This window comes from Saccharothrix longispora, assembly GCF_030852425.1.
Taxonomy (GTDB): Bacteria; Actinomycetota; Actinomycetes; order Mycobacteriales; family Pseudonocardiaceae; genus Actinosynnema; species Actinosynnema longispora.
The window spans coordinates 34,225-58,484 of sequence record NZ_NSDM01000024.1; the positions used below are offsets into that span (position 1 = coordinate 34,225).

A 24,260-nucleotide genomic window follows, 5' to 3' on the forward strand; every position below is an offset into this window, starting at 1 on the left:
CAACATCGCGCCGGGCACCGCGCCCGCGCGACCTAGCGACCCGACCCGAGCGCGGCGTCCACCAGGGGCTTGACCTCGGTGCCGAGCAGTTCGATCGCCTCCATGACCAGCTTGTGCGGCACGCCGGCCCAGTCCATCTGCATCGCGTACCGGTCGGCGTCGACCAGGCCGCCCACCGAGATCAGCCGTTCCGCGACCTCCTGCGGGCTGCCCGCGAAGATCGACGTCGCGCCCTCGGTCCACGCGTCGTAGTCCGCCCGCGAGGGCACCGACCAGCCGCGCGCCTTCGCGCCGTACTTCATGGTCTCCAGCCAGTACGGGTAGAACGCGTTCTTGGCGTCCTGCGAGTTGCGGGCGATCAGGCCGATGGCGCTCATCGTCACGTGCAGGTCCTCGGGGCGCTGCCCGCCCGCCTCGCCCGCGCGCCGGTACAGGTCGACCAGCGGGGCGAAGCGCTCCGGCTCGCCGCCGATGACCGCGTAGACCACGGGCAGGCCGAGCAGGCCCGCGCGGATCGAGGACTCCGGGTTGCCGCCGGTGCCCACCGAGATCCGCAGGTGCTCGCCGTAGGGGCGCGGGTGGACGCGGGCGTTCTCCAGCGGCGCGCGGAACTTGCCCGACCAGGTGATCGGGTCCTCCCGGTCCAGGCGCAGCAGCAGCGCCAGCTTCTCCTCGTACAGCTCGTCGTAGTCCTCCAGGTTCGCGCCGAACAGCGGGAACGACTCGGTGAACGAGCCCCGCCCCGCGAGCAGCTCCGCGCGTCCCCGGCTGAGCTGGTCGAGCGTGGTGAACTGCTGGTAGACGCGCACCGGGTCCTCGGTGCTGAGCACGGTGACCGCGCTGCTGAGCGTGATGCGCTCGGTCACGCCCGCGGCGGCGGCGAGCACCGTGCCGGGGTTGGAGATCGAGTACTGCGGCAGGTGGTGCTCGCCCAGGCCGTAGAAGCCGAGCCCCAGCTGGTCGGCGAGCCTGATCCGCTCCAGGCTCTGGGCCAGCGCGTCGGCGACGGAGACCTGCTCGCCCGTGACGGGGTCGGGGTGCCGGTCGCCGAAGCTGTAGACCCCGAGCTGCATACCTTTTGTGGACACGTCAACAAGCTAGCGCGTCATTGATGACACGTCAACATCTTGCTAGCTTGGGTGGATGGTCGAACCACGGTGGCTGGGCGAACGGGAGGCCGCGGTGTGGCAGGCGTACCTGGCCGTGCAGCGTGAGCTGCGCAGCGCGCTGGAACGGCAGCTCGTGCGCGACTCGGGGTTGTCCGACGCCGACTACTCGCTGCTCGTGCCGCTCTCCGAGGCCGCGGACGGCGTGGTGCGCTCCCGCGAACTCGGCGTCCTGGTGGGCTGGGAGCGCAGCAGGCTGTCGCACCAGGTCGGCCGGATGGAGAAGCGCGGGCTGGTCGTGCGCGAGGAGTGCGCCGAGGACGCCCGCGGCTCGATGGTGCGGCTGACCCCCGCGGGGCGGGCCGCGATCGAGGCCGCCGCGCCGGGGCACGTCGAGGCGGTGCGCCGCTACCTGTTCGACGGTCTGTCCGCCGAGGAGGTCGACGTCCTCGACCGGGTGTTCCACCGCGTCCTGGGCCGGATCGCCGACGACGCCTGACCGCGGGGACGGTCCGGAACGGCTCGGAAAAAGGGGCCGCGCGTGGTGCGGCCCCTCTCCGCCCCCCCGGGATACCGGTCGGCGGCGGTGGACCGCCCGTCCGCCCGGTCGCGTTCGGCCGTCGGGGAGCCGAACACCCTTCAGCATCGCCCGCGGGGGAGCGCGCCCGCATCGACAACCCTCCGTATCCGCTTCCGTATCCCCTGCGGGCAGGTGTACGACCGGCGCATCCGTACCCCCGCCGCCGGGGATACGGATACCGGTGGATGCGCTCGTGGTGGCGAGGTCGCGACAGTGGACACCCACGTGGAAGACCCGACGCCGGCGTGGGCACCGTTCGCGAGGAGAAGACGTGCAGCTGACCGCTGGGTTCGCACCGGACCGACAGGCCCTCGTCGGCGGCCCGCTGCGCGGCTGGCAGCACCACGCGCACGAGGACGCGCTGGCCCGCCTCGGCCCGGCGCACGCCGCCGAGCTGCCCAACGGCCTGGAGGTGCTGGTCACCACCGTGGGCCTGGAGGCCACCCGCTCCCTGCTCGGCGACGAGCGGCTGTCCAAGGACGCGGCAGGCCTGGTCGGCGCGATGCAGCAGCAGTTGGCCGCCAAGGGCAGGCCGACGGACCTGTCGCGGATCATCGGCCCGTCCATGCTCAACACCGACCCGCCGCACCACCGCAAGCTGCGCGCCCTGGTCTCGCAGGCGTTCACGCCGCGCCGGATCGAGCTGCTGCGCCCTGCCGTGGAGAAGACCGCGAACGACCTCGTGGCGGCGCTGCCCCAGGACGCCGACCTGGTCGAGGCCCTGGCGTTCCCCCTGCCGCTGACGGTGATCTGCGACCTGCTCGGCGTCCCCGGGGAGGACCGCGCCCAGCTCAACCGCTGGACCGCGGCGATGATGACCGAGCGGCCCGAGCTGGTCGTCCCGGCCTCCGACGCCATGTTCGGCTACCTCGCGGGCCTGATCGAGTACAAGCGCGCTGAGCCCGACGACGCCCTGCTCAGCGCCCTCACCCAGGCCCGGGTCGACGGCGAGGGCCTGACCCCGGAGGAACTGCTCACCACCGCGATCCTGCTCGTCGTGGCGGGGCACGAGACCACCGGCGCGCTCATCGGCAACACCGTCGCCGCCCTGCTCGCCCTGCCCGGCGCGTGGCAGGCCCTCACCCCGGACACCGTCGCCGCCGTGGTCGAGGAGGCCGCCCGCTGGGACCCGCCGACCCGCGTCACCCCGCACTACCGGGTGACCGCCGACGTCGAGGTGCCGGGCGGCGTGCTCCCCGAGGGCGCGCTCGTGATGATCAACCTGGGGACCGCGGGTCGCGACCCGCTGACGCACGGTCCCACCGCGACCCGCTTCGACCCCACCCGCGTGCCGGTCACCGGCAACGCCGCCCTGGGGCACGCCTCCTTCGGCCACGGCATCCACTACTGCCTGGGCCACCACCTGGCCCGGATCGAGGTCAGGGCGGCCATCACCGCCCTGCGCGCCCGCCACCCCGGCCTGAGCCTCGCGGCCGACGCGGCCGAACTGGTGCGCGACGACAAGGTCGTGCCGAACACCTTCGCCTCGATCCCCGTGCGGCTGGAGCCCTGACCCGACATGTCGGTACGACTGCGCGAACCGCACTCCCAGGTCCCCACGAGGCCGGCGGTCAAGGTGATGGGCTGGTACCGCTCCGTGCTGTCGAGCCTGCGGTCCGCCGACCCCGCCGCGTCGCGGGGCTCCCACCTGACCCGGGTGGTGGCCCTGGCCCGGGTGCGCCCCGACCCCACCCCCTGGACCCGGCCCCTCTAGTCCGACTTCCCCGCCAGCAGCGTGATCAGCTGGTGCCGGTTGGCGATGTCGAGCTTGCGGTAGATGCGGGTCAGGTGGGTGTGGACGGTCGCGGGGGAGATGACCAGGCGGGACGCGACCTCCGGGTTGGACAGGCCGTCGCCGACCAGCCGGGCCACGTTCCACTCCGCCGGGGTCAGGCCGGCGGGGCGCGGCGAGGTCGGGACCTCGTCCTCGTCGTCGGCGTCGAGCACGGCGGCCAGGGCGTTCTCGACCGACTCGGCCCGTGACGAGTACGCGCGCCCGTAGGCGTCGTCGCCGAGCACCGCGCGGGCGCGTCGGACGGCCCGGGCGCTGTGCGCGGCGAACGGCACGAGGCCGTCGACGCGGACGCCGGTCACCCGGTGCAGCCCGTGGGCCAGACCGAGCATGCGGGCCGCCGCCTGCGCCTGGCCGGCCTTGGCGTGCGCCCAGCCCAGGCCCTCGATCGTCCACAGCGGACCCCACTTGTCGCGGATCGCGCGCTGCACCCGCAGACCCTCCCGCAGCACCTCCAGCGCGCGTTCCGGGTCGCCCCACCGGGTCTCGACCACGCCCCGGCACCAGTGCGCCCAGCTCAGCCCCCACGGCGCGCCGAGGCGCTCGCAGGAGGCGAAGAACTCCTCGGCCGCCGGTTCGGCCCGTTCCCGGGGGCTCAGCAGGACGAGGGACACGGTGAGCATGATGTGCGCGAGGTGCTCGTCCACCGCGAAGTCGGGGCCCAGGTCGCCGAACTCGGCGTGCGCCTGCCTCAGCAGGTCCGCGCCGGCGACCGAGCCCAGCGCGAGCACCGCGAACGCGCCCCGCACGAACGTCACGGCCGGCAGCGGCACGCCCACCGCCCGGGCCAGGGCCGTCGCCTCGTCGACGCGGCGGGCCACCTGCGAGCGCTCCACGCCCAGGCAGAGCGCGATCCAGGCGTCCAACGCGATGGCGCTGGCCCGCAGCGGGTCCGCGGCCGGCGGCACGGCGGCGAGGGCCCGGCCCAACCACAGCCGCTCCTCGGGTAATCGACCGGCGTAGGTGTACCAGCGGGTGCGCGCCAGGTCGACGCTCATCTGGAGGCCCGCGTGCGCGGTCGCCGGGTCGCCGATCAGGTCGGCCAGCACGACCCGGTGGTTGGCCATGTCGCGGTCCACCGCGTCGAGCAGCAGCGCCTCGTTGCGGCCGGTGAACGAGGCGGCCAGCCGGGCCGCCTCACCGCGGAAGTGCCGCCGGTGGCGCTCCCGCACCCCGGCGGCCTCCCCGGAGGCGCGCAGCCGGGCCGCGCCGTGCTGCCGCAGCGGTTCGAGCAGGTGGTAGCGGCTGCGGTCGGCCGACGGCAGGGCGATCGACTTGTCCAGCAGCCCGGCCAGCGCGTCGGCGACCTCGGTGGCGTCGAGCCCGTCGCCGGCGCACACCGCCTCGGCCGCGGGCAGGCTGAACCCGCCCTCGAACACCGACAGCCTCGCCCACAGCAGCCGTTCGGCGGGCGTGCACTGGTCGTGGCTCCAGCCGATGAGCGCGCGCATGGTCCGGTGGTGCGGGACCGCCGTCGTGTCGTTCACGGTCAGCACGCGCATCACGTCGTCGAGCCGGTCGGCCAGCAGCTCCACCGGCATCGACCGCATCCGCACGACGGCCTGCTCGACGGCCAGCGGGATGCCCGCGACCCGCCGCAGCACGCGCACGACGTGCGGCCAGTTGTCCTCGGTGATCCGCCAGCCGGGCACGCTCGCCGCGGCGCGGTCCACCAGCAGCGCCACCGACTCGTGCGCCAGGTCCAGGGGCGCGTCCTCGGCGGGCACGTCCAGCGGCGGAACCATCACCAGCACCTCGCCGGGCACGCGCAGCCGGGCGCGGCTGGTGGTCAGCACGCGCACGCCGGGCGCCGCGCCGAGCACCTCCCGCACCAGGTGCCCGACCGGCTCGACCAGGTGCTCGCAGTTGTCCAGCACCAGCAGCATCCGGCGCGGTGCGAGGTACTCGACCAGCGTCTCCAGCGGGGTGGTCGTCGCCTGGTCCGGCACGCCCACCGCGCTGAGCACGACCTGTGCCAGCAGTTCCGGGTCGCCGCCGCGCGCGGGCGCCAGCTCGACCACGCGCACGCCGTCGTCGTAGGCGCGCTGCACCTGCGCGGCCAGCTCCAGCGCCAGGCGGGTCTTGCCGCCGCCGCCCACGCCGGTGAGCGTGATCAGCGGTGCGGTGCCGATCCTCCGGCGCAGCTCGGCGAGCAGGTCCTTGCGCCCCACGAACGAGCTCAGCGCACGCGGCACGCCTCCGGTCCCGGGTCCCCGCTCGGTCATCCGGACACCGTACGACACCCGTGCGTCCTCGTCCCGTGAGATCGGCGAAACAGGTCGCACCGCGAACCCTTGCACGACTTGGTGGAGACGACCCCTGGTCGGCCCGTTCGCACCGCCCCGATCCCACCCTTGCCCTGCAAAGATTGCACATCCTTGTGCAACGTGGCGCGATGGTGCGAGCGGGATCGCGACGGTGGACGGCGGTGGTGGCCGCCCCGGCCCCCGCTCAGGCCCAGGCCAGCACCGACTCCACCTCGGCGTCCAGCTCGGACACCGGGATGTGGCCGAACTGCTCGACCACGATCCGCCCGTCGCGCCGCCGCCACGAGCCGCGCACCCGGCCGTCGACCACGACGTGCGGCACGGGACCGCCGCCACCGGGCCGCACGAACGGCTCGTCGGCCGGGTCGAGCAGCAGGCCGCGGTCGCGGTAGCCGAGCAGGAAGGTGTCGAACGGCCCGAGCAGGCGCACCACGCCGTCGAGGTCGGGCGCGTCGGCGGTCGGCAGCTGCCAGCCGTGCTCGCCCTCGACGAGCTCGTCCACGGGGAACCCCCGGGCCGCCTCGGCGGCGGGCAGCCCGCTCCAGGCGGTGAAGTCCTCGACCGTGGCCGGGCCGTGGGCGCGCAGGTAGCGGCGGACCAGCTCGGCCACGCCGTGCCGCGCGTCGCGGCCCTCGCGCCCGTCGCCGAACCCGTCCCCGGAACCGTCGCCGACGAGGCGGTAGGTGCCCTCGCCCGCGCACACCACGCCCCGGTTCGCGGCGTAGGCGAGCAGGTACGCGGGCGCCTCGGTGGTCGGGTCGAGCACCACGCCGACCTCGGCCAGCCTCCGGACCACCTCGTGCCGGGGCACGGGTTCGACGAGCACCTCGCGCAGCCCGTCGAGGGCCCGCGCGCACAGCTCGTCGTCCAACCCCAGCTCCAGCCTGCGGCGACGGGTGCGGGCCACGTTCACCGGGCCGAGCAGCGCGACGAGCGGGCCCGCGTCCTCGCGACGCAGCAGGTGCACGGCGCCGCGCATGGCGCAGGTGCGCACCACGGCACCGCCGGCGAGGGCCGCGCGCAGGTCGGCCGGTGCGACGCCGGTGGTGCGGGCGCGCACGGCCAGCCCGGCGGCGGTGGTGTCCTGCGCCTGCACGGCCAGCACGTCGCGCAGCAGCTCGTCGAGCGACCGGGCGGGGGTCGTCAGGCGCTGCGCCCGCATCCGCAGCGCCCTGGTCCTCGCGGCGGTCACCTCGGCCCCGCGCCCGTGGACCCGCGCACCACCAGTTCGGGCAGGAACACGAACTCGGCGTGCGTGGACGGCGGGGAGCCGCCCCGCGTGCCGCCGATCCCCTCCGGCAGCGCGTGCACCGCGGCCCGGCCCATCGCCTCCACGGACCGGCGCGGCGTGGTCAGCGGCGGGTCGGCGAACACGATCAGCGGCGAGTCGTCGAAGCCGACCACCGACACGTCCCGCGGCACGGACAGCCCGCGTCGCCGCGCCGCGCGGATCGCGCCGAACGCCATCAGGTCGCTGCCGCACACGACGGCCGTGCACCCCTGGTCCAGCAGCGCCGAGGCCGCCGACTGCCCGCCCTCCACGGTGAACAGCGAGTGCTGGACCAGGGCCTCGGCCTCCTCGGCCGTGCGGTGCAGGATCGTGCGCACGGCCCGCACGAACCCCTCGGTCCTGCACAGCACCGGCGTGAACCGGCGCGGCCCGACCGCGAGCCCGATGCGCTCGTGCCCCGGCTCCACCAGGTGCGACACGGCCAACCGCAGCGCGGCCCGGTCGTCGGTCGACATGAAGGGGGCCGCGACCTCCTCGGTGCAGCCGTTGATCATGACGAACGGGATGCCGCGCCCGGCGAGCCTGGTGGACCGACCGGTGTCGGCGGTGGAGTCGGCGTGCAGCCCCGAGACGAACACGATCCCGGCCACGCCCCGCTCCACCGGCACCTCCGTCAGCTGGTCCCCGGTGGACCCGCCGGGCGTCCGGGTGCACAGCAGCGGCGTGTACCCGGCGCCGGTGAGCACCTGCTCCACCACCTGCGCCGGCGCGGGGAAGATCGGGTTGCCCAGCTCGGGCGTGATCAGCCCGATCGACCCGGCGCTGCGCTGCCGCAGGCGGGGCGGCCGCTCGTAGCCGAGCAGGTCCACGGCCGCCCCGACGGCCTGCCGCGTGGTCGCCGAGACGCCGGCCTTGCCGTTGAAGACCCGGCTGACCGTGGCCTCGCCGACCCCGGCCTGCGCGGCGATGTCGCTGAGCCGGGCGGTCGCCCCGTCCATGTACGTCCTCTCCGTCGCGGTACGCAGAGGAAAGACCTTGCAAAGGCTTTCAGCAAGTCCTTGACAGTCGCCGGTCACATCCCGGGTGCGAGACCGGGTGAACCCAGCGTCCTCGCGGCCTGCTCCGCGCCGGCGGCCAGGGCGGTGGGCACGTCCGCGCCGCCGAGGTGGGCCACCAGGTAGCCGGAGAAGAACGCGTCGCCGGCGCCGTTGGTGTCCACGACCTCGGTGACGGGCACGGCGGGCACGCGGTGGACCTCGCCGTCGACCACGGCGACCGCGCCGTCCGGGCCGAGCGTCGCCACGGTGGGTTTGCCGGTCGTGCCGAGGAACGCCAGCAGCGCGTCGTGGTCGGCGAACCCGTCGTCGTTGAGGAAGACGTGGTCGGCGGCGGCGAGGAAGTCGCGGTGGAACTCCTGCGCGCCGTCGTAGCCGTGCAGGTCCGTCCACAGCGGCACGCCGGCGCGGCGCACCGCGGCCGGCAGCGGCCGTGCGTGCTCGGCGAGGTCGACCACGGCCACGTCGGCCGCCGCGAGCGCGGCCAGCGCCCGCTCGTCGTGCCGGGGCTCGCTCAGCCCGGGCAGCTCCAGGTACACCGAGACCCGCCCACCGCGCGGGTCCATCAGGTTCAGGTGCTGCTCGGTGGGCTGGTCCACGACCTCCGCGATCACCTCGACCCCGGCGTCCTCCAGCACGGCCAGCACCGCCCGGCCGGGCTCGTCGTCGCCGACGACGGTGCGCAGCACCACGTCCACGCCCAGCGAGGCGAGGTTGAGGGCCTTGCCCGCCGACGTGCCGCCGACCGCCGTCCAGTGGCGCGTGGCGAACACGGTCTGCGGGCGCGGCTCCGGCAGGCGGTCCACCTCGACCAGGCGGTTCCACGAGACCGGGCCGGCGACGAACACCCTGTGCGTGATCACCGGGCCATTGTGCGGCCCGGCGATCTCGTCCGCCGTGGGGATGGGCGTGCGGAGCGATCGCCCCGCCCGGGTGCCGGTTCCCGACCGGTCGCGCATCACGCGCGGCCGGTCGGTCAGAAGGTGACCTCCAGCGACTCAAGGCGGTGGTTGAGCGGCGGGCTCGGGACCACGTTCGCGGACTCCAGCCGCAGGTCCGGGCAGCGTTCGAGCAGGATGCGGAAGCACTCGTCGGCTTCGGTGCGGGCGAGTGCGGCGCCGAGGCAGTAGAACGCGCCCAGGCCGAACGCGGTGTGCCGGTTGGGCTTGCGGGTGATGTCGAAGCGGTCGGGGTCGGGGAAGACCTCCGGGTCGCGGTTGCCGGCCATCATCGCCAGGTAGAACCGCTTGTTCGCGGGCAGTTCGACGCCGCCCAGCTCGAACGGCTCGGTGCTCTGGCGCACGATCATGCTCGCCGGGCCGTCGCAGCGCAGCATCTCCTCCACGGCGTTCGGCGTGAGCGACGGGTCGGCCTTGAGCTTCGCGAACTGGTCGGGGTTGTCGAACAGCAGCTTGAGGCCGTTGGCGATCAGGGTGGCGGTCGTCTCGTGGCCCGCGAACAGCAGCAGCACGCAGTTGGCGACGATCTCGTCCTCGGTGACGACACCTTCGCGCTCGGCGGCGACGAACACGCTGATCAGGTCCTCGCGCGGTTCCTCGCGGTGCTGCCGCACCAGGTCGCGGACGTACTCCTGCATCTCCAGCACGCTGCGCTGCGACTGCCGCAGCCGGTCGGCGTCCGCGATCTGGAAGACCGCGAGGATGTCGCGCGACCACGCCTGGAGCTGCTCGCGGTGCTCGGTCGGCATGCCCAGCATCTCGGCGATGACGTTGGCGGGCAGCGGGTAGGCCAGGTCCGCCACGACCTCCATCCGGCCCTGTTCGGCGACGGCGTCGAGCAGTTCGTGGGTCAGCTCCCGGATGCGGGGGCGCAGGCCGTTGACCGTGGCGGGGGTGAAGTAGCGCTTGAGCAGCTGCTGGAACCGCACGTGGTCGGCCTCGTTCGTGTGGCCCATCCACAGTTCGATGGACGTCCGCAGGGGGAGCAGCTCCTCCTGCTCCTCGGGGGAGAACTGGGACAGCGACTGGGCCATGTTCGCCGGCACGAGGGTGCGGTCCTTGAGCACGGCCAGGATGTCGGCGTGCCGGGTTAAGAGGTAGGAGTCGAGCTGGGGGATGACGCTGACCGGGCTCTCGGCGCGGATCCGGTGCAGCAGGGGGGTCGGATCGGCCAACGCCTCGGGGGAGAACAGGTCGTAGGACTTCAGCGCCACGGCGGAATCGGTCATGGGCGCAAGTCTGGCCGAGCCGGCCGCGGCCCGGCCACGGGTGAACACGAAATGCCCTCACATGGCGGCATGGAATCAGGGACCGGTGGCCAATACTCACGATAACTTCAGTGTTGCTTAAAAACAACGCTCCACCGGGTAGGTGGAGCAGGAAACGGCAGGTCGAAACCGCAGGGACAGGAGAGGAGGCGTTGCGCGATCACCACGTCATGGGGAACTGGCTCGACGGGGTGCTCGGCGGTCGTCGCGAGGGCTCGAACTGCTCGACGGGGCGGTCGTGGCCCGCGGCGACCGTGCGGCGGAGATCATGGTCTCGTACGTCGTGGTGTTGGCGGGCACGGGGGGGTCCGAGCGCGCCGCCCCGGCGTTCGGGGACCTGGCCGCGGCGTGGGACGCCGTCATGCCGCCGGAGCTGCACGTGCTCCCCCGGTGGTCCGGGCCGTACCCGGTGGAGGAGTACCGCCGGTCCTGCCCGCCGGGTGTGGCGGTGGGTTCACCCGGGCGGTGCACGTCGAGCACCACCCGGGTCGAGGCCTCAGCCCTGGTCGGACCACCAGCGGCGTCCGGTCTCGCCGAGGGTGGAGATCGGGTCGTAGTACGGGTAGCGGCGGTCGAGGGCCTCGGGGTCGTCGAGTTCGATGCCGGTGCGGTAGTTCTTGGTCCAGTAGGAGATGCCCAGTTCGCGGTCGTACTCGTGCAGCTGGTGGACCCAGCGCTTGCCGACGTAGGGCACGTCGCACACGATGCGCGGGGTGGCGTAGCCGGGCAGGTAGCCCATGATGGCGTGCTGGAGCTCCTGGGCTTCCCAGACGGCGACGCGCCAGTGCTCGGCGTTGGGGATCATGTCGCACATGTAGAAGTAGTACGGCAGGATGTTCGCCTCGCCCTGGAGCGCGAAGCACAGGTCGAGCAGGTCGTCGGGGGTGGCGTTGACGCCCTTCATGAGCACGCCTTGGTTGCGGACGTCGCGGACGCCGACCTCCAGTGCGGTGCGGGCGGCTTCGGCGACGAGCGGGGTGACGGACTGCGCGTGGTTGACGTGGGTGTGGATGGCGAGGTTGACGCCGCGGCGGGCGGCGGTGCGGGCGACGCGTTCGAGGCCTTCGACGACCTTGGGCTGGAGCCAGTGCTGGGGGAGTCCGGCGAGGGCCTTGGTGGCGAGGCGGACGTCGCGGACGGTGTCGATGTCGAGCAGCCGCATGAGGAAGTTCTCGAGTTGCGGCCAGGGGACGTTGGCGACGTCGCCGCCGGAGACGACGACGTCGCGCACGCCGGGGGTGTTCTTGAGGTAGTCGACCATGCGGTCCTGGCGGTCGACCGGTTTGAGGGCGAGCTTGTGCTTCCGGACCTGGGGGGTGGAGTTGCCGACGAGGTCCATGCGGGTGCAGTGGCCGCAGTACTGGGGGCAGGTGGGGACGAGTTCGGCGAGGACCTTGGTGGGGTAGCGGTGGGTGAGTCCTTCGACGACCCACATCTCGGCTTCGTGGAGGGAGTCGCGGGTGGAGTGGGGGTGGCTGGGCCACTCGGGGTCGCGGTCGGAGCGCACGGGGAGCATGTAGCGCCGGACGGGGTCGGCGAGGAAGGACTCGGTGAAGGTGTCGGGGTCGAGGGCCGCGGTGGGGGCCATCGTGTTGAGCATCTGGGGTGGGAGCAGCATCGACATGGTGGCGAGGTGCTGCTGGTCGGCGGCGAGTTCGTCGTAGAACCGGTCGGTGAGCAGGTCGCCGGTGACGGTGCGGAGCTGCTTGGGGTTCTTGACGCAGTTGGCGCGTTGCCACTGGGCGTCGCGCCACTGGGCGTCGGTGACGTCGCGCCAGCCGGGGAAGCGGCGCCAGTCGGGTTCGACGAGTTCGCGGCGGACGTAGGTGTAGGGCTGGAGGTCAGCCCTGGCCGACGTGGTCGTGACCTCGTGCAGCGCAGTCATCCATGCTCCCTACCCGTAGAGTGGCGTGAAGATATGCTGCCAGACAGGCCGTTGGACGTAAATATTGCGGCCGGGAGCGTTTTGGGCGGTTCGTTCGTTGGGCGGGTATGCGCGTGTTCGCCGTACTGCTGATCGGCCTGGCCGTCGAGGTGACCGCCCTGGTGGCGGCCTTCGGTGCCTGGGGACTGCTGCCGACGCTGGGGCTGCTGCTCCTGGGCGGGGTGGTGGGGTCGCTGCTGCTGCGCCGGGAGGGCGCGCGGACGATCGGGGCGTTCTCGGAGGCGATGCGCACGCGGCGGGCGCCGCACCAGGAGGTCGCGGACGGGGCGCTGATCGCGGCGGCGGGGTTCCTGATCGTCGTGCCGGGGTTCGTCAGCGACGTGGTGGGCCTGTTCCTGCTGTTCCCGCCGACGCGGCGGTTGATCAGCCGGCGGATGGCGCGGCGGGCGGAGGCGCGGGAGCGGGAGTTGGTGCTCAACCTGCGGTACGGGCGGTCGCCGATGGCCGGTGGCGTGGTGGTGGACGGCTCGGTGGTGGATGGCGGGGTCGTGGACGGCGCCGTGGTGGACGTGCGGCCCGACGAGGTGCGCGGCGAGCGGCCCGAGTTGCGCTGATCTGTGGGGCGTGTTCGCGCCGCTAGCCTGCTCGTGGAGGACGCGCGGCGAACGGTGTTGGACTGGGTCGACGGGAAGAGCGGGGGCCGCCTCGTCGAGTTGCTGGAGGCCGGCCGCACGGCGGACGGGCGATGCGCCTGAAGGTGGAGCACAGGGCGGACCCGGCGGTCGGGGCGGGTATCGCGTCGGCGCTGCGGCTGTCGTTCGTGGAGTCCCGGGACGACGGCGTGCAGTGGATCACCCGGGTGCGCGGCTGGGTGTGCCCGGGTGCCGGGGCGGGGACGCCGAGGGCTGGCTGTGGGTCGACGTGGACGCGGTGACGCACGACTCGCTCGACGGCGTCACGATCGCCGCGCCGCGGTTCGTGCGGACGCTGCTCGCCGAAGGTGACCGGCCGCGGCGCGTGCCGCTGTCGGGTTCGCCGTTGCCGTACACCGGGGAGGCCGGGGCGGACGAGTTGGCGGAGCTGGTGACGGACCTGGACCGCGACCTGCCGGTGGTGGCGGTCAGTCCGCTCCCGGCGGACTTCCACTACGCGGGGCTGCCGCCGAACACGACCGCGCGGGAGAGGTTCGAGCAGGTGGTCGACCGCGCGGCGGCGATGGTGGCCGGGCTCGCCGCGGTGTGCGTGCTGGACGAGGCGGGTGTCGCGGCGTTCGCCTCGGCGGTCGGTGCGGACCACGCGGTGCGGGACGGCGCGTTCCGCGTCTACCTCTCGGGGACGGACCCGGCGGTCGACGAGCCGTGGCGCCACCGCTACACGCTGCCCGCCCGATTCCTCCAGCGGAGGGGGACGGCGGGCGTCGTGATCACCAGGGCGATCGCGTTGCGGGCGAACGCGCGTCGCGCGCCGGTGAGCTACGAGCCGGCGGCCCGTTTCCCGGACTCGGCGCGCGTGGACGCGGCGGGTGACGCGGCGGCGTTGCCGGAGATGTCGGAGGAGGAGAACGACGAGCTGCGGGGCCGTCTCGCGACGCAGGACCAGCGGTACCAGGACCTGCTGGAGGACCACGCGCACCTGGAGGGGGAGCACAACCGGCTGCGGATCGAGTTGGCGACCGCGCGGCGGAAGCCGGCGCTGGTCGAGCAGCGGCTGCGGGCGGAGCACCCGGACGAGGTGGCCGCGGTGGTGGGCGCGCAGTGGCCGGACAGCGCGGATTCGCCCGGCGAGGCCGCCGAGTTGGCGAGGGGCCTGCTCGGTGCGCACCTGTGCGTCCCCGACGGTGCGCTGGTGGACCTGGACCAGCTCGACCGGGCGGTCGAAGTCGCGCGCCTGGGGCAGACGTCGTGGCGCGCGTTCCTGGCGCTGTACTCCTACGGCGAGGCGTTGGCGGAGGAGGGCGACCCCGGTTCGTTCTGGACGTGGTGCGCGAACTCCGGGCACGCGAACGCGTGGACCGCGACGCCGAAGAAGCTGGCGATGGTCGAGAGCGATTCGGCCAAGAGGTCGGACAAGCTGCGGAACAAGCGCGTCTTCCCGGTCGACGCGGGTGTGGCCGAGGCCGGCGGGGTGTTCATGGAGATGCACATCAAGATCGCCGAGGGCGGGGGGTGTGCTCGCGCCGCGGATCTACTTCGTGCCTCGCGGGAGCAGGGGAAGGTGCACGTGGGCTACTTCGGCCCGCACAAGAACGTGCCGAACACGCTGGCCTGAGGGACGGCGGCCCGGAACGGGTGTCGCGGAAACGGGCGTTGGGTACGTGACACGACATGACGGTCATAGGCGTGCACGCCTCGCACGAACAAGTACACCCGACGGTGCTGCTGGACGCGGTCCGGCGGGCCGAGGAGGTCGGTTTCGACGCGGCGATGAGTTCGGACCACTTCTCGCCGTGGAGCAGCAGGCAGGGGCAGAGCGCGTTCGCGTGGTCGTGGCTGGGGGCCGCGCTCCAGGCGACGTCGCTGCCGTTCGGCGTGGTCAACGCGCCGGGGCAGCGCTACCACCCGGCGATCATCGCGCAGGCCATCGGCACGCTGGGCGCGATGTACCCGGGGCGGTTCTGGGCGGCGCTGGGCAGCGGTGAGGCCAGCAACGAGCACATCACCGGTGAGGTGTGGCCGGACAAGGCGACGCGCAACGCGAGGCTGCGCGAGTGCGTGGAGGTGATCCGGGCGCTGCTGCGCGGCGAGGAGGTCACGCACCACGGGTTGGTGGCGGTGGACCGGGCGCGGGTGTGGACGCTGCCGGAGGAGCCGCCGCTGCTGGTCGGCGCGGCGGTGAGCCCGGAGACGGCGGCGTGGTGCGCGGAGTGGGCGGACGGCCTGATCACGGTGAACGCGCCGGTCGAGCAGCTGGTGAAGGTGCGTGACGCGTACCGGGAGGCGGGTGGCCGGGGCAAGCTGCACCTCCAGGTGCACCTGAGCTGGGCCGAGGACGAGGACGAGGCGCGCGCGGTGGCGCACGAGCAGTGGCGCAGCAACGTGTTCGCGCCGCCGGTGTGCTGGGACCTGGACCTGGCGGAGACCTTCGACGTGGTCTCCGAGCACGTCTCCGTCGAGCAGGTGGCGTCGGTGGTGAACATCTCCACGGACCTGGGGTGGCACGCGAAGACGGTGCGCGAGTACGTGGAGCTGGGCTTCGAGGAGGTCTACCTGCACCACGTGGGCCAGGAGCAGCGGCGGTTCCTCGACGCGTTCGGCGAGCACGTGCTGCCGGCGGTGCGGTCGTGAAGCTGACGCGGACCGCGGACCTGTGGTGGAAGAACGCCGTCGTGTACTGCCTGGACGTGGAGACCTTCCACGACTCCGACGGTGACGGCTACGGCGACTTCCGGGGCCTGACGCAGAAGATCGACCACCTGCACCGGCTGGGTGTGACGTGCCTGTGGTTGATGCCGTTCTTCCCCACGCCGGACCGCGACGACGGTTACGACATCACCGACTTCTACGGCGTGGACCCGAGGCTGGGGACGCTGGGCGACTTCACGGAGTTCGTGCGCACGGCCCGTGACCGGGGCATGCGGGTGATCGCGGACCTGGTGGTCAACCACACCTCGGACCAGCACCCGTGGTTCCAGCAGGCGCGGGACCCGAAGAGCCCGCGGCACGACTGGTACGTGTGGGCGGACGAGAAGCCCGCGGACGGCGACGAGGGCGTGGTGTTCCCCGACCAGGAGACGTCGCTGTGGACCTACGACCGCAAGGCGAAGAAGTACTACCTGCACAAGTTCTACAAGCACCAGCCGGACCTGAACGTGGCCAACCCGGCGGTGCGCGACGAGATCGCGCGCGTCATGGGGTTCTGGATGGAGCTGGGGCTGTCCGGGTTCCGGGTGGACGCGGTGCCGTTCCTGCTGGAGGCGCCGGTCGAGGCGCTGCCCGACCCGCACGAGTACCTGGCCGACCTGCGGGCGTTCCTGTCGCGGCGCAACGGCGAGGCGGTGCTGCTGGGCGAGGTGAACCTGCCCTACACCGAGACGATGCGCTTCTTCGGCGACAACGACGGCGTGGGCGACGAGCTGCACATGTGCTTCGACTTCATCGGCATGCAGCAGATGTACCTGTCGTTGGCGCGGCAGGAGGCGAGCCCGCTGGCGCACGCGCTCAAGGAGCGGCCGGAGCCGCCGCGCGACTGCCACTGGGCGACGTTCGTGCGCAACCACGACGAGCTGACGCTGGACAAGTTGACGGTGCCGGAGCGGCAGGAGGTGTTCGCCGCGTTCGGCCCGGACGAGGACATGCAGCTCTACGGTCGCGGTCTGCGCCGGCGGCTGCCGTCGATGCTCGGCGGTGACCTCGCGCGCGTGAAGATGGTCTACAGCCTGCTGTTCTCGCTGCCGGGCACGCCGGTGCTGTTCTACGGCGAGGAGGTCGGCATGGTCGAGGACCTGTCGGTGCCGGGGCGGGAGGCGGTGCGCACCCCCATGTGGTGGGACTCGGCCGTCGAGCAGCGCCGCGACCCCGACTCGCTGCTGGAGTGGGTCAAGTTGCTGGTGGAGCGCTACCGGGAGTGCCCCGAGCTGGCGTGGGGCGACTTCCAGGTGCTCGACACGGCGGAGCCGTCGGTGCTGGCCCACCGCTGCGACATCGACGGCGGCACGGTGCTGGCGGTGCACAACCTCGCCGACCGGGACGTCGCGATCGACGTGGACAGGCTCGAGGGGGACCTCACGGACCTGCTGGTCGACGGCACGGTGCCGGTGAAGGACGGCACCGCGCACGTGGAGCTGGGTCCCTACGCCTGCCGCTGGTTCCGCGTGGTGACCGGCGACTGACCCGGCCGCCCGCGGTCGCCGCCTCAGCTGGTGAGGCGGTAGCCGTGGGCGGGCCGGTTGGCGACCCCGTAGCGGGGCTGGACCTCGGCCTTGCCCACGGTGACCAGGTGTTCGAGGTAGCGGCGGGCGCTGACGCGGGAGAGGCCGGCGCGTTCGCCGACCTCCTGCGCGGACAGGTCGCCGGTGGTGGTGCGCAGGGCGTCGAGGACGAGTTTCAGCGTCACCGCGGACAGGCCCTTGGGCAGGCCGGCGCGGGGCCGGTGCTGGAGCAGTTGGTCCACCTCGTCCTGGTCGAGCCACTGGCCCATGCGCGCCACCTCGGTGCGCCGCGCCAGGTACTCGCGCATCCGGTCGAGGAACGCGGTGCGGGTGAACGGCTTGACCAGGTAGTGGTCCACGCCCCGGGACATGGCCTGGCGGACGGTCTCGCGCTCGCGCGCCGCGGTCACCGCGATCACGTCCACCGGCGGGCCGGGGCGGCCGCGCAGCCGGGCGAGGACCTCCAGGCCGGAGATGTCGGGCAGGTGGATGTCGAGCAGCACGAGGTCGGGGCGCAGCGCCTCGACCGCGCGCAGCGCCTCGCCGCCGCCGTGGGCCTCGCCGACCACCTCGAACTGCGGCAGCGCCGCCAGGAAGCCGCGGTGCACGGCGGCGACCGCGAAGTCGTCGTCCACGACCAGGGTGCGCACGCTCACCGGGCCACCTCCGGCAGCCACACGTCGAACGACGCGCCACCCAGTTCCGAATCGGAGATCTCCACGCGGCCGTTCCGCCGGGTGACCACCCTGGACACCAACGCCAGTCCAATCCCTCGTCCGTGCGCGCCCCGCGGCGCCTTCGAGCTGACCCCGAGGGTGAAGATCCGGCCGCGTTGCGACCGCTCCACCCCCGGGCCGTCGTCGTCGACCACGACCCGCACGCCCGTGGTGTCCGACCGCACCAGCACGCGCACGGTGCCCCCGGCGGACACGGCGTCGACGGCGTTGTCGAGCAGGTTGCCCAGCACGGTGAGCGCGTCGTCGCCGGTGCGGGCGTCGACCGTGGAGGCCGGGTCCAGGCGCAGCGCCACGCCGCGCTCGTGCGCGGTGGAGGACTTCGCCAGCAGCAGCGCGGCCAGCGCCGGGTCGGCCATCGCGCCGCCGATGATGCCGGAGGTCACCGAGCCGGCGCCGCCGACCCGTTCGATGTAGGCGACGGCGTCCTCGCGCCGGTCCAGCTCCACCAGGCCGCTGATCACGTGCAGGTGGTTGGTGAACTCGTGGGCCTGCGCCCGCAGCACCTCGGTGACGGTGCGCTGCCCGTCGAGCTCGCGCAGCGCGTCGTGCAGCTCGGTGCGGTCACGCAGGGTGAGCACGACGCCGACGGGGCGGCCGTGGGTCTTGGCGGTGGTGCGGTTGGCGACGAGGACGCGTTCGCCGGCGAGCACGAGCCGGTCGACCACGTCGTCCACGCCGCGGGCGAGGTCGAGCAGGCCGCCGTCCTCCAGCACGTCGGCGGCGGGCCTGCCGGTCGGGTCCTCGGTGAGGCCGAGCAGCCGCACCGCCTCGTCGTTGACCAGGGCGAGGCGTTCGCGGTCGTCGAGGGCGACCACGCCCTCGCGGATGCCGTGCAGCATCGCGTCGCGGGTCTCCAGCAGCTGCGCGATCTCCGCCGGTTCCAGCTTGAACGTCCGCTTGCGGACCAGCTGCGTGACCAGGGCCGCGCCCAGCACGCCGACGAGCGCCGCGGCGGCGAGCCAGCCGATCAGCTCGGGCAGGTCCTCGGCGAGGTCGGCGGCCAGTTGGCTCTCCAGGATGCCCACCGACGCCATGCCGATGATCTCGCCGTCCGGCGAGCGGATGGGCACCTTCGCGCGCAGCGACGTGCCCAGGGTGCCGGTCTCGGTGCCGACGAACACGCGGCCCGACAGCGCGGTGCTGGGATCGGTGGACACCATCTCGCCGATGCGCGCCGGGTCGGGGTGGGCGTAGCGGACGCCGGTGCGGTCGGTGACCACGACGTAGGTGACGTTGGAGGCGTTGCGGATCAGCTGGGCCAGCGGCTGGATGGTGCCGGCCGGGTCGGGCGCGTCGAAGGCTTCCACGACGGTGGGCAGTCGTGCGACGCTCTCGGCGACCGACAGCATCCGGTCCTTGTACGAGTCGCGGATGCGGTCGCTCTGCAGCTTCGCCGCCATCAGCCCCGCCGCGCACACCGTGATCAGCACGATGACCACCTGCAACATGAGCAGGGAGACACCCAGGGGGACCGAACGGCGGCGCATGTGGGGCATTCTGGCCTATCGCCTGTGAGCCGGGCCACGACCTAAACGACCAATACGGCCCTTACGAACTATGTGACGCCTCACCCGATCGAGTGGATCTAGGGTCCGGCCACCAGCACGACGGCGCGCTGGGTGGAACACGGAGGACCCGATGGCAGGACAGCACACCCGACTCCTCGCGGCCGTGGCCGCCGCGGGCCTGGTGCTCGCGGGGTGTGGCGGCGGAGGAAGCGGCGTCTCGGCGACCGACGACGTCGACCGGCTCGAGATCATGGCCCCGGCGGACCCGGGCGGCGGCTGGGACCAGACCGCGCGCGCGATGCAGGCGGCCATCAGCGGAGCCGACCTCGCCGGATCGGTGCAGGTCAGCAACGTCGGCGGCGCGGGCGGCACGGTCGGCCTGCAGAAGCTCGCGAACGAGAGGTCCGACAGCTACCTGATGGTGACCGGCCTGGTCATGGTCGGCGCGGTCGAGACCAACGAGGTCGACAAGCGCCTGGAGGACACCACCCCGATCGCCCGCCTCACCGCCGAGGACGAGGTCGTCGTGGTGCCCGCCGACTCGCCGTACCAGACCATTGACGACCTGCTCGCGGCCGTCGCCGAGAAGGGCCAGGGCGTGTCGATCACCGGCGGCTCCGCCGGCGGCACCGACCACATCCTCGCCGCGATGCTGCTCAAGGCCAAGGACATCGACCCGGCCAAGCTCAACTACGTGGCCTACTCCGGCGGCGGCGAGTCGCTGGCCGCGCTGCTGGGCGGCAAGGTCGACGCCGGCATCTCCGGTGTCGGCGAGTACGTCGAGCAGATCAAGGCGGGCAAGCTGCGCGCGCTGGGCACCTCCGGCCCGAAGGAGCACCCCGAGATCAAGGCACCGACGTTCAAGCAGGTCGGGACCGGTGTGGAACTGATCAACTGGCGCGGTGTCGTGGCGCCCGGCTCCATCTCCGTGGCGGCCAAGGACCGCCTGGTCAAGCTGGTCACCGACATGCACGCGAGCCCGCAGTGGCAGGAGGAGCTGAAGAAGAAGGGCTGGACCGACACGTTCCAGACCGGGCACGACTTCAACACGTTCCTCACCACCGAGATCGGCCGCATCCAGCCGGTGCTCAAGGAGATCGGCCTCGTGAAGTGACCTCGCCCGCCACACCGTCCCCGGCCTCCGGGCCGGGGACGGCCCCGTCGGGCACCCCGACCCGGTCGGCGAAGGTCGAGGAGTACGTCTTCGCGGCCCTGGTCGTCGCGCTCGGCGTGTTCACGCTCGTCGACGCCACCACCATCACCGCGCGCAACCAGGCGGGCGGCGTCGGGCCCCGCGCGTTCCCCTACGCGGTGGGCGCGCTGCTCGTCGTCACCGGCATCGCCGCGATCGTGGCCACCGCCCGCGGCAGGCTCGGCGAGGCCGAGGACGCCGAGGACGTCGACGACTCGGTGCGCACCGACTGGCTCACCGTCGGCAAGCTCGTCGTCGTGCTGGTCGCGCACCTGCTGCTGATCGACCCGGTCGGCTGGCCGGTCGCCGCCGTCGTGCTGTTCGCGGGCGCGGCGTGGACGCTGGGCGCGGTCTGGTGGAAGGCACTGCTCGTCGCCGTCGTGCTGGCGCTGGTCGTGCAGGTCGTGTTCGCCGCCGGGCTGGGCCTGTCGCTGCCCGCCGGCGTCTTCGAGGGGGTGCCACTCCTCGATGGGTGACTGGGCCGCACTGCTGGAGGGCTTCGCGACCGCCGCGCAGCCCGAGTACCTGCTCTACGCCCTGCTGGGCGTCACGCTGGGCACCGCCGTGGGCGTGCTGCCCGGCATCGGGCCGGCGATGACGGTGGCGCTGCTGCTGCCGCTGACCTACACGCTCGAACCCACCGCCGCGCTGATCATCTTCGCGGGCATCTACTACGGCGGCATGTACGGCGGGTCCACGACCTCGATCCTGCTCAACACACCCGGCGAGTCGTCCTCCGTCGTCACCGCGCTGGAGGGCAACCGGATGGCCAAGGCCGGGCGCGGCGCCGCCGCCCTGGCCACCGCCGCGATCGGCTCGTTCGTGGCGGGCACCATCGCCACGGTGCTGCTCACCGCGCTCGCGCCGACCATCGCCGACGTCGCGGTGCAGCTCGGCCCGGCCGACTACGTGGCGCTGATGGTCGTCGCGTTCACCACCGTCGCCGCCCTGCTGGGCTCCTCGCCGGCGCGCGGCCTGGCGTCGCTGGGCCTGGGCCTGTTCCTGGGACTGGTCGGCACCGACACCCTCACCGGGCAGCAGCGCTTCACCCTGGGCGTGGCGACGCTGTCCGACGGCATCGACGTCGTGGTGGTCGCGGTCGGCGTGTTCGCCGTCGGCGAGGCGCTGTACGTGGCCGCGCGGCTGCGGCACGGGCCGGTCGAGGTGGTGCCGGTGGGCGGCAGGTGGATGACCGGCGAGTTCTGGCGGCGCTCCTGGAAGCCGTGGCTGCGCGGCACGTTCATCGGTTTCCCGATCGGCACCGTCCCGGCGGGCGGCGCGGACGTCTCGACGTTCCTGTCGTACGCGGCGGAGAAGAAGCTGTCGAAGCGGCCCGAGGAGTTCGGCAAGGGCGCGATCGAGGGCGTGGCCGGTCCCGAGGCGGCCAACAACGCCGCCGCGGCCGGTGTCCTGGTGCCGCTGCTGACCCTGGGCCTGCCCACCACCGCCACCGCGGCGGTGATCGTGGCCGCGTTCCAGAGCTACGGCATCCAGCCGGGGCCGCTGTTGTTCACGAACAACTCGGAGATGGTGTGGGCGCTGATCGCGTCGCTCTACATCGGCAACGTGATGCTGCTCGTGCTCAACCTGCCCCTGGTCAAGATCTGGGTGAAGGTGCTGCAGATCCCGCGGCCGTACCTGTACGCGGGCATCCTGCTGTTCGCCGCGCTGGGCACCTACGCGGTGAACTTCGTGGTGGACGACCTGGTCGTACTGCTGATCATCGGCCTGGTCGGGTTCTTCATGCGGCGCCACGGCTACCCTGTGGCGCCGCTGGTCGTCGGCCTGATCCTGGGCCCGATGGCCGAGGAGCAGGTGCGCCGCACCCTCCAGATCAGCGAGGGCGACCTGTCCGCGCTGGTCACCAGCCCGTTCGCGGCGGTCGCCTACTCGATCCTCGCGCTGGTCCTGGTCCTGGCGACGGTGCTCCGACTCCGCCGCCGCAGGACCCCCGTCACCACGGGGGCCTGAACACGCACCCCGCCGGGCGTGGACGTACGACTCGCCCGGCCCGGACGTACGACTCGCGGTACCCACCCGCGAGTCGTACGTCCGGGACCTGTGAGTTCCGCGTTCGGGCTCCGGGGCCGCGGTCAGAGGTGGCGGATCACGCGGGCGGGGTTGCCGACCGCCACCACGTTCGCGGGCAGGTCCCGGGTCACCACCGCGCCGGCGCCCACCACGGTGTTCTCCCCGATGGTCACGCCCGGCAGCACGATCACGCCGCCGCCCAGCCACACGTTGTCGCCGATGGTGATGGGGTGGGCGCCCTCCCACTTCTCCCGGCGCGGCCCCGGCTCGACCGGATGGGTGGGCGTGAGCAGTTGCACGTTCGGCCCGATCTGCACGTCCGCGCCGATCACGATGGGCGCCACGTCCAGCGCGACCAACCCGAAGTTCGCGAACGAGCGGTCGCCCACCCGGATGTTCCAGCCGAAGTCGACCCGGAGCGGCGGCCGGATCACCACGCCCTCGCCGACCGCGCCCAGGTGCTCGGCCAGCAGTCGGTGCCGCTGCGCGCCGTCGCGCGCGCCGGTGGCGTTGTAGGCGGCCATGAAGTCGTCGGCGCGCAGCACGTCCTGCTCCAGCGAGGCGTCGGCGACGTACGGCTCGCCGGCGAGCATCCGCTCGCGCATGGTCGGTTCGGGCATGTCACGACCGTACTGGGCGCGACTCTTGCGCACTCTCGCCGGTTCGCGTGAAGATATCGGCGTCTAGCAGCACTCTGGCCGAAGGATTTCCATGACGTCGATGTCGTCGTACGGTCTGCACCGCGTCCTGCACCCCGCCGGCGTGCTGCCGCAGCAGGCCTGGCGCCTGGACGCCGACGACACCTGCGGCCCCGACGAGGTCGTCCTGGACGTCGAACGCCTCAACCTCGACGCCGCCTCCTACCGGCAGTTGCGCGAGCAGCACGGCGTCGACGGCGTGCGCCGCGCCGTGCTCGACATCGTCGCCGAGCGCGGCAAGATGCAGAACCCCGCCACCGGTTCGGGCGGCATGCTGCTGGGCACCGTGCGCGCCGTCGGCCCGGACTCCCCGCTGGGCCTGCGGGTGGGGGACCGCGTCGCCACCCTCGTCTCGCTCACCCTGACCCCGCTGCGCGTCATCGACGATCTGCGCCGCTGGGACGGCGCCTCCGAGCAGGTCCCCTGCACCGGCACCGCCGTGCTGTTCGGCCGCTCCATCGCCGCCGTGCTGCCCGACGACCTGCCCGACGAACTCGCGCTGTCCGTGCTCGACGTGTGCGGCGCGCCCGCCCTGACCGACCGCGTCGTGCGCCGCCGCGCGGCACCGTCCGTGCTGGTCCTGGGCGGCGGGGGCAAATCCGGGTCGTTGTCGCTGGCCGCCGCCCGTCGCGCCGGCGCGGGCCGGCTCACCGCCCTGGTGCCCACCGATGCCGAGGCCGACGCCGTGCGCGCCGCCGGGCTGGCCGACACCGTCGTCGTCGCCGACGCCCGCGACCCGATCGCCGTGGCCGACGCCGTGGACCGGCCCGCCGACGTGACGGTCGTGTGCGTCGACGTGCCCGGCTGCGAGCACGGCGCGATCCTCGCCACGGCGGACGGCGGCACGATCGTGTTCTTCTCGATGGCCACCTCCTTCCCGGCCGCCGCCCTGGGCGCCGAGGGGCTGGCCGCCGACGTGGAGATGCTCATCGGCAACGGTTACGTGCCAGGTCATGCCGCGTTCGCCCTCGACCTGCTGCGCGCCGAACCTGCCGTGCGGGCGCTGTTCGAGCACAGGCAGACTCAGCAAGCGTGATTACTCTGCTCGTGGGTGGGCGCATCCACTCGCCGACCAACCCCGACG

Annotated in this window: 21 protein-coding genes; 11 read left to right on the forward strand and 10 right to left on the reverse strand. The window is 73.0% G+C overall.

Features of this window, described 5'->3' with window-relative positions:
- Positions 1-32: 32 nt before the first annotated feature.
- A complete protein-coding gene (locus tag CKY47_RS34370) occupies positions 33-1,073 on the reverse strand; it encodes an LLM class flavin-dependent oxidoreductase (RefSeq protein ID WP_306750584.1) in 1,041 nt (346 codons plus the stop codon).
- Between the two features lie 70 nt (positions 1,074-1,143).
- On the opposite strand from CKY47_RS34370, the gene CKY47_RS34375 reads away from it, so the two are divergent.
- The 3 genes from CKY47_RS34375 (at position 1,144) to CKY47_RS34385 (ending at position 3,400) form a co-directional block, all read left to right on the forward strand.
- Positions 1,144-1,605, forward strand: coding sequence for a MarR family winged helix-turn-helix transcriptional regulator (locus CKY47_RS34375; protein WP_306750542.1), 462 nt, complete (start codon positions 1,144-1,146; stop codon positions 1,603-1,605).
- 352 nt (positions 1,606-1,957) lie between these two features.
- The gene (locus CKY47_RS34380; protein ID WP_306750543.1) at positions 1,958-3,199 is read left to right on the forward strand and encodes a cytochrome P450; all 1,242 of its coding nucleotides are present in this window, start codon (positions 1,958-1,960) and stop codon (positions 3,197-3,199) included.
- A gap of 6 nt (positions 3,200-3,205) precedes the next feature.
- Positions 3,206-3,400, forward strand: a complete 195-nt coding sequence (locus tag CKY47_RS34385) for a hypothetical protein (protein WP_306750544.1) — start codon at positions 3,206-3,208, stop codon at positions 3,398-3,400.
- On the opposite strand, the gene CKY47_RS34390 is transcribed toward CKY47_RS34385, so the two are convergent.
- The 6 genes from CKY47_RS34390 to CKY47_RS34415 form a co-directional block, all read right to left on the reverse strand.
- On the reverse strand, positions 3,397-5,703 hold the full coding sequence (locus CKY47_RS34390; protein ID WP_306750545.1) for a helix-turn-helix transcriptional regulator: 2,307 nt from the start codon (positions 5,701-5,703) through the stop codon (positions 3,397-3,399). The two genes, CKY47_RS34385 and CKY47_RS34390, sit on opposite strands and share 4 nt — an antisense overlap.
- A 226-nt stretch (positions 5,704-5,929) precedes the next feature.
- Complete coding sequence (locus CKY47_RS34395) at positions 5,930-6,937, reverse strand: winged helix DNA-binding domain-containing protein (RefSeq protein WP_306750546.1); 1,008 nt, start codon at positions 6,935-6,937, stop codon at positions 5,930-5,932.
- On the reverse strand, positions 6,934-7,974 hold the full coding sequence (locus tag CKY47_RS34400; RefSeq protein ID WP_306750547.1) for a LacI family DNA-binding transcriptional regulator: 1,041 nt from the start codon (positions 7,972-7,974) through the stop codon (positions 6,934-6,936). Before CKY47_RS34400 ends, CKY47_RS34395 begins: the two co-directional genes overlap by 4 nt.
- A 74-nt stretch (positions 7,975-8,048) precedes the next feature.
- Positions 8,049-8,894 carry a carbohydrate kinase family protein gene (locus tag CKY47_RS34405; RefSeq protein WP_306750548.1) on the reverse strand — a complete coding sequence of 282 codons (846 nt, stop codon included), beginning with the start codon at positions 8,892-8,894 and terminating at the stop codon, positions 8,049-8,051.
- A 113-nt stretch (positions 8,895-9,007) separates the two neighbouring features.
- Entirely contained in the window at positions 9,008-10,219 is a 1,212-nt protein-coding gene (locus tag CKY47_RS34410) for a cytochrome P450 (protein WP_306750549.1), read from the reverse strand.
- Positions 10,220-10,754: 535 nt separating this feature from the next.
- On the reverse strand, positions 10,755-12,143 hold the full coding sequence (locus CKY47_RS34415; RefSeq protein ID WP_306750550.1) for a KamA family radical SAM protein: 1,389 nt from the start codon (positions 12,141-12,143) through the stop codon (positions 10,755-10,757).
- Between the two features lie 107 nt (positions 12,144-12,250).
- Between CKY47_RS34415 and CKY47_RS34420 the strand changes: the two genes are divergently transcribed.
- The 4 genes from CKY47_RS34420 (at position 12,251) to CKY47_RS34435 (ending at position 16,971) form a co-directional block, all read left to right on the forward strand.
- Positions 12,251-12,757, forward strand: a complete 507-nt coding sequence (locus CKY47_RS34420) for an FxsA family protein (protein WP_306750551.1) — start codon at positions 12,251-12,253, stop codon at positions 12,755-12,757.
- Positions 12,758-12,989: 232 nt separating this feature from the next.
- A complete protein-coding gene (locus tag CKY47_RS34425; protein WP_306750552.1) occupies positions 12,990-14,411 on the forward strand; it encodes an amino acid adenylation domain-containing protein in 1,422 nt (473 codons plus the stop codon).
- Positions 14,412-14,467: 56 nt separating this feature from the next.
- The gene (locus CKY47_RS34430) at positions 14,468-15,427 is read left to right on the forward strand and encodes a TIGR03885 family FMN-dependent LLM class oxidoreductase (RefSeq protein ID WP_306750553.1); all 960 of its coding nucleotides are present in this window, start codon (positions 14,468-14,470) and stop codon (positions 15,425-15,427) included.
- Positions 15,424-16,971: an alpha-amylase family protein gene (locus tag CKY47_RS34435; protein ID WP_306750554.1), complete on the forward strand. Its 1,548-nt coding sequence runs from the start codon at positions 15,424-15,426 to the stop codon at positions 16,969-16,971. The genes CKY47_RS34430 and CKY47_RS34435 overlap by 4 nt, the downstream gene beginning before the upstream one ends.
- A gap of 23 nt (positions 16,972-16,994) precedes the next feature.
- On the opposite strand, the gene CKY47_RS34440 is transcribed toward CKY47_RS34435, so the two are convergent.
- Complete coding sequence (locus CKY47_RS34440; RefSeq protein WP_306750555.1) at positions 16,995-17,666, reverse strand: response regulator; 672 nt, start codon at positions 17,664-17,666, stop codon at positions 16,995-16,997.
- Entirely contained in the window at positions 17,663-19,234 is a 1,572-nt protein-coding gene (locus tag CKY47_RS34445) for an ATP-binding protein (RefSeq protein ID WP_306750556.1), read from the reverse strand. Before CKY47_RS34445 ends, CKY47_RS34440 begins: the two co-directional genes overlap by 4 nt.
- Positions 19,235-19,385: 151 nt before the next feature.
- On the opposite strand from CKY47_RS34445, the gene CKY47_RS34450 reads away from it, so the two are divergent.
- Genes CKY47_RS34450 through CKY47_RS34460 form a run of 3 tightly spaced genes read left to right on the forward strand, consistent with a single transcriptional unit; the run spans position 19,386 to position 22,418 of the window.
- Positions 19,386-20,369: a Bug family tripartite tricarboxylate transporter substrate binding protein gene (locus tag CKY47_RS34450; RefSeq protein ID WP_306750557.1), complete on the forward strand. Its 984-nt coding sequence runs from the start codon at positions 19,386-19,388 to the stop codon at positions 20,367-20,369.
- Positions 20,366-20,923: a tripartite tricarboxylate transporter TctB family protein gene (locus CKY47_RS34455; RefSeq protein WP_306750558.1), complete on the forward strand. Its 558-nt coding sequence runs from the start codon at positions 20,366-20,368 to the stop codon at positions 20,921-20,923. The genes CKY47_RS34450 and CKY47_RS34455 overlap by 4 nt, the downstream gene beginning before the upstream one ends.
- Complete coding sequence (locus CKY47_RS34460; RefSeq protein WP_306750559.1) at positions 20,916-22,418, forward strand: tripartite tricarboxylate transporter permease; 1,503 nt, start codon at positions 20,916-20,918, stop codon at positions 22,416-22,418. The genes CKY47_RS34455 and CKY47_RS34460 overlap by 8 nt, the downstream gene beginning before the upstream one ends.
- A gap of 122 nt (positions 22,419-22,540) precedes the next feature.
- On the opposite strand, the gene CKY47_RS34465 is transcribed toward CKY47_RS34460, so the two are convergent.
- Positions 22,541-23,098, reverse strand: coding sequence for a sugar O-acetyltransferase (locus CKY47_RS34465; RefSeq protein WP_306750561.1), 558 nt, complete (start codon positions 23,096-23,098; stop codon positions 22,541-22,543).
- Positions 23,099-23,198: 100 nt separating this feature from the next.
- Here CKY47_RS34465 and kdd point away from each other — a divergent pair, with 100 nt between their 5' ends.
- The gene (gene kdd / locus CKY47_RS34470; RefSeq protein WP_306750562.1) at positions 23,199-24,212 is read left to right on the forward strand and encodes an L-erythro-3,5-diaminohexanoate dehydrogenase; all 1,014 of its coding nucleotides are present in this window, start codon (positions 23,199-23,201) and stop codon (positions 24,210-24,212) included.
- Positions 24,213-24,260: the final 48 nt, after the last annotated feature.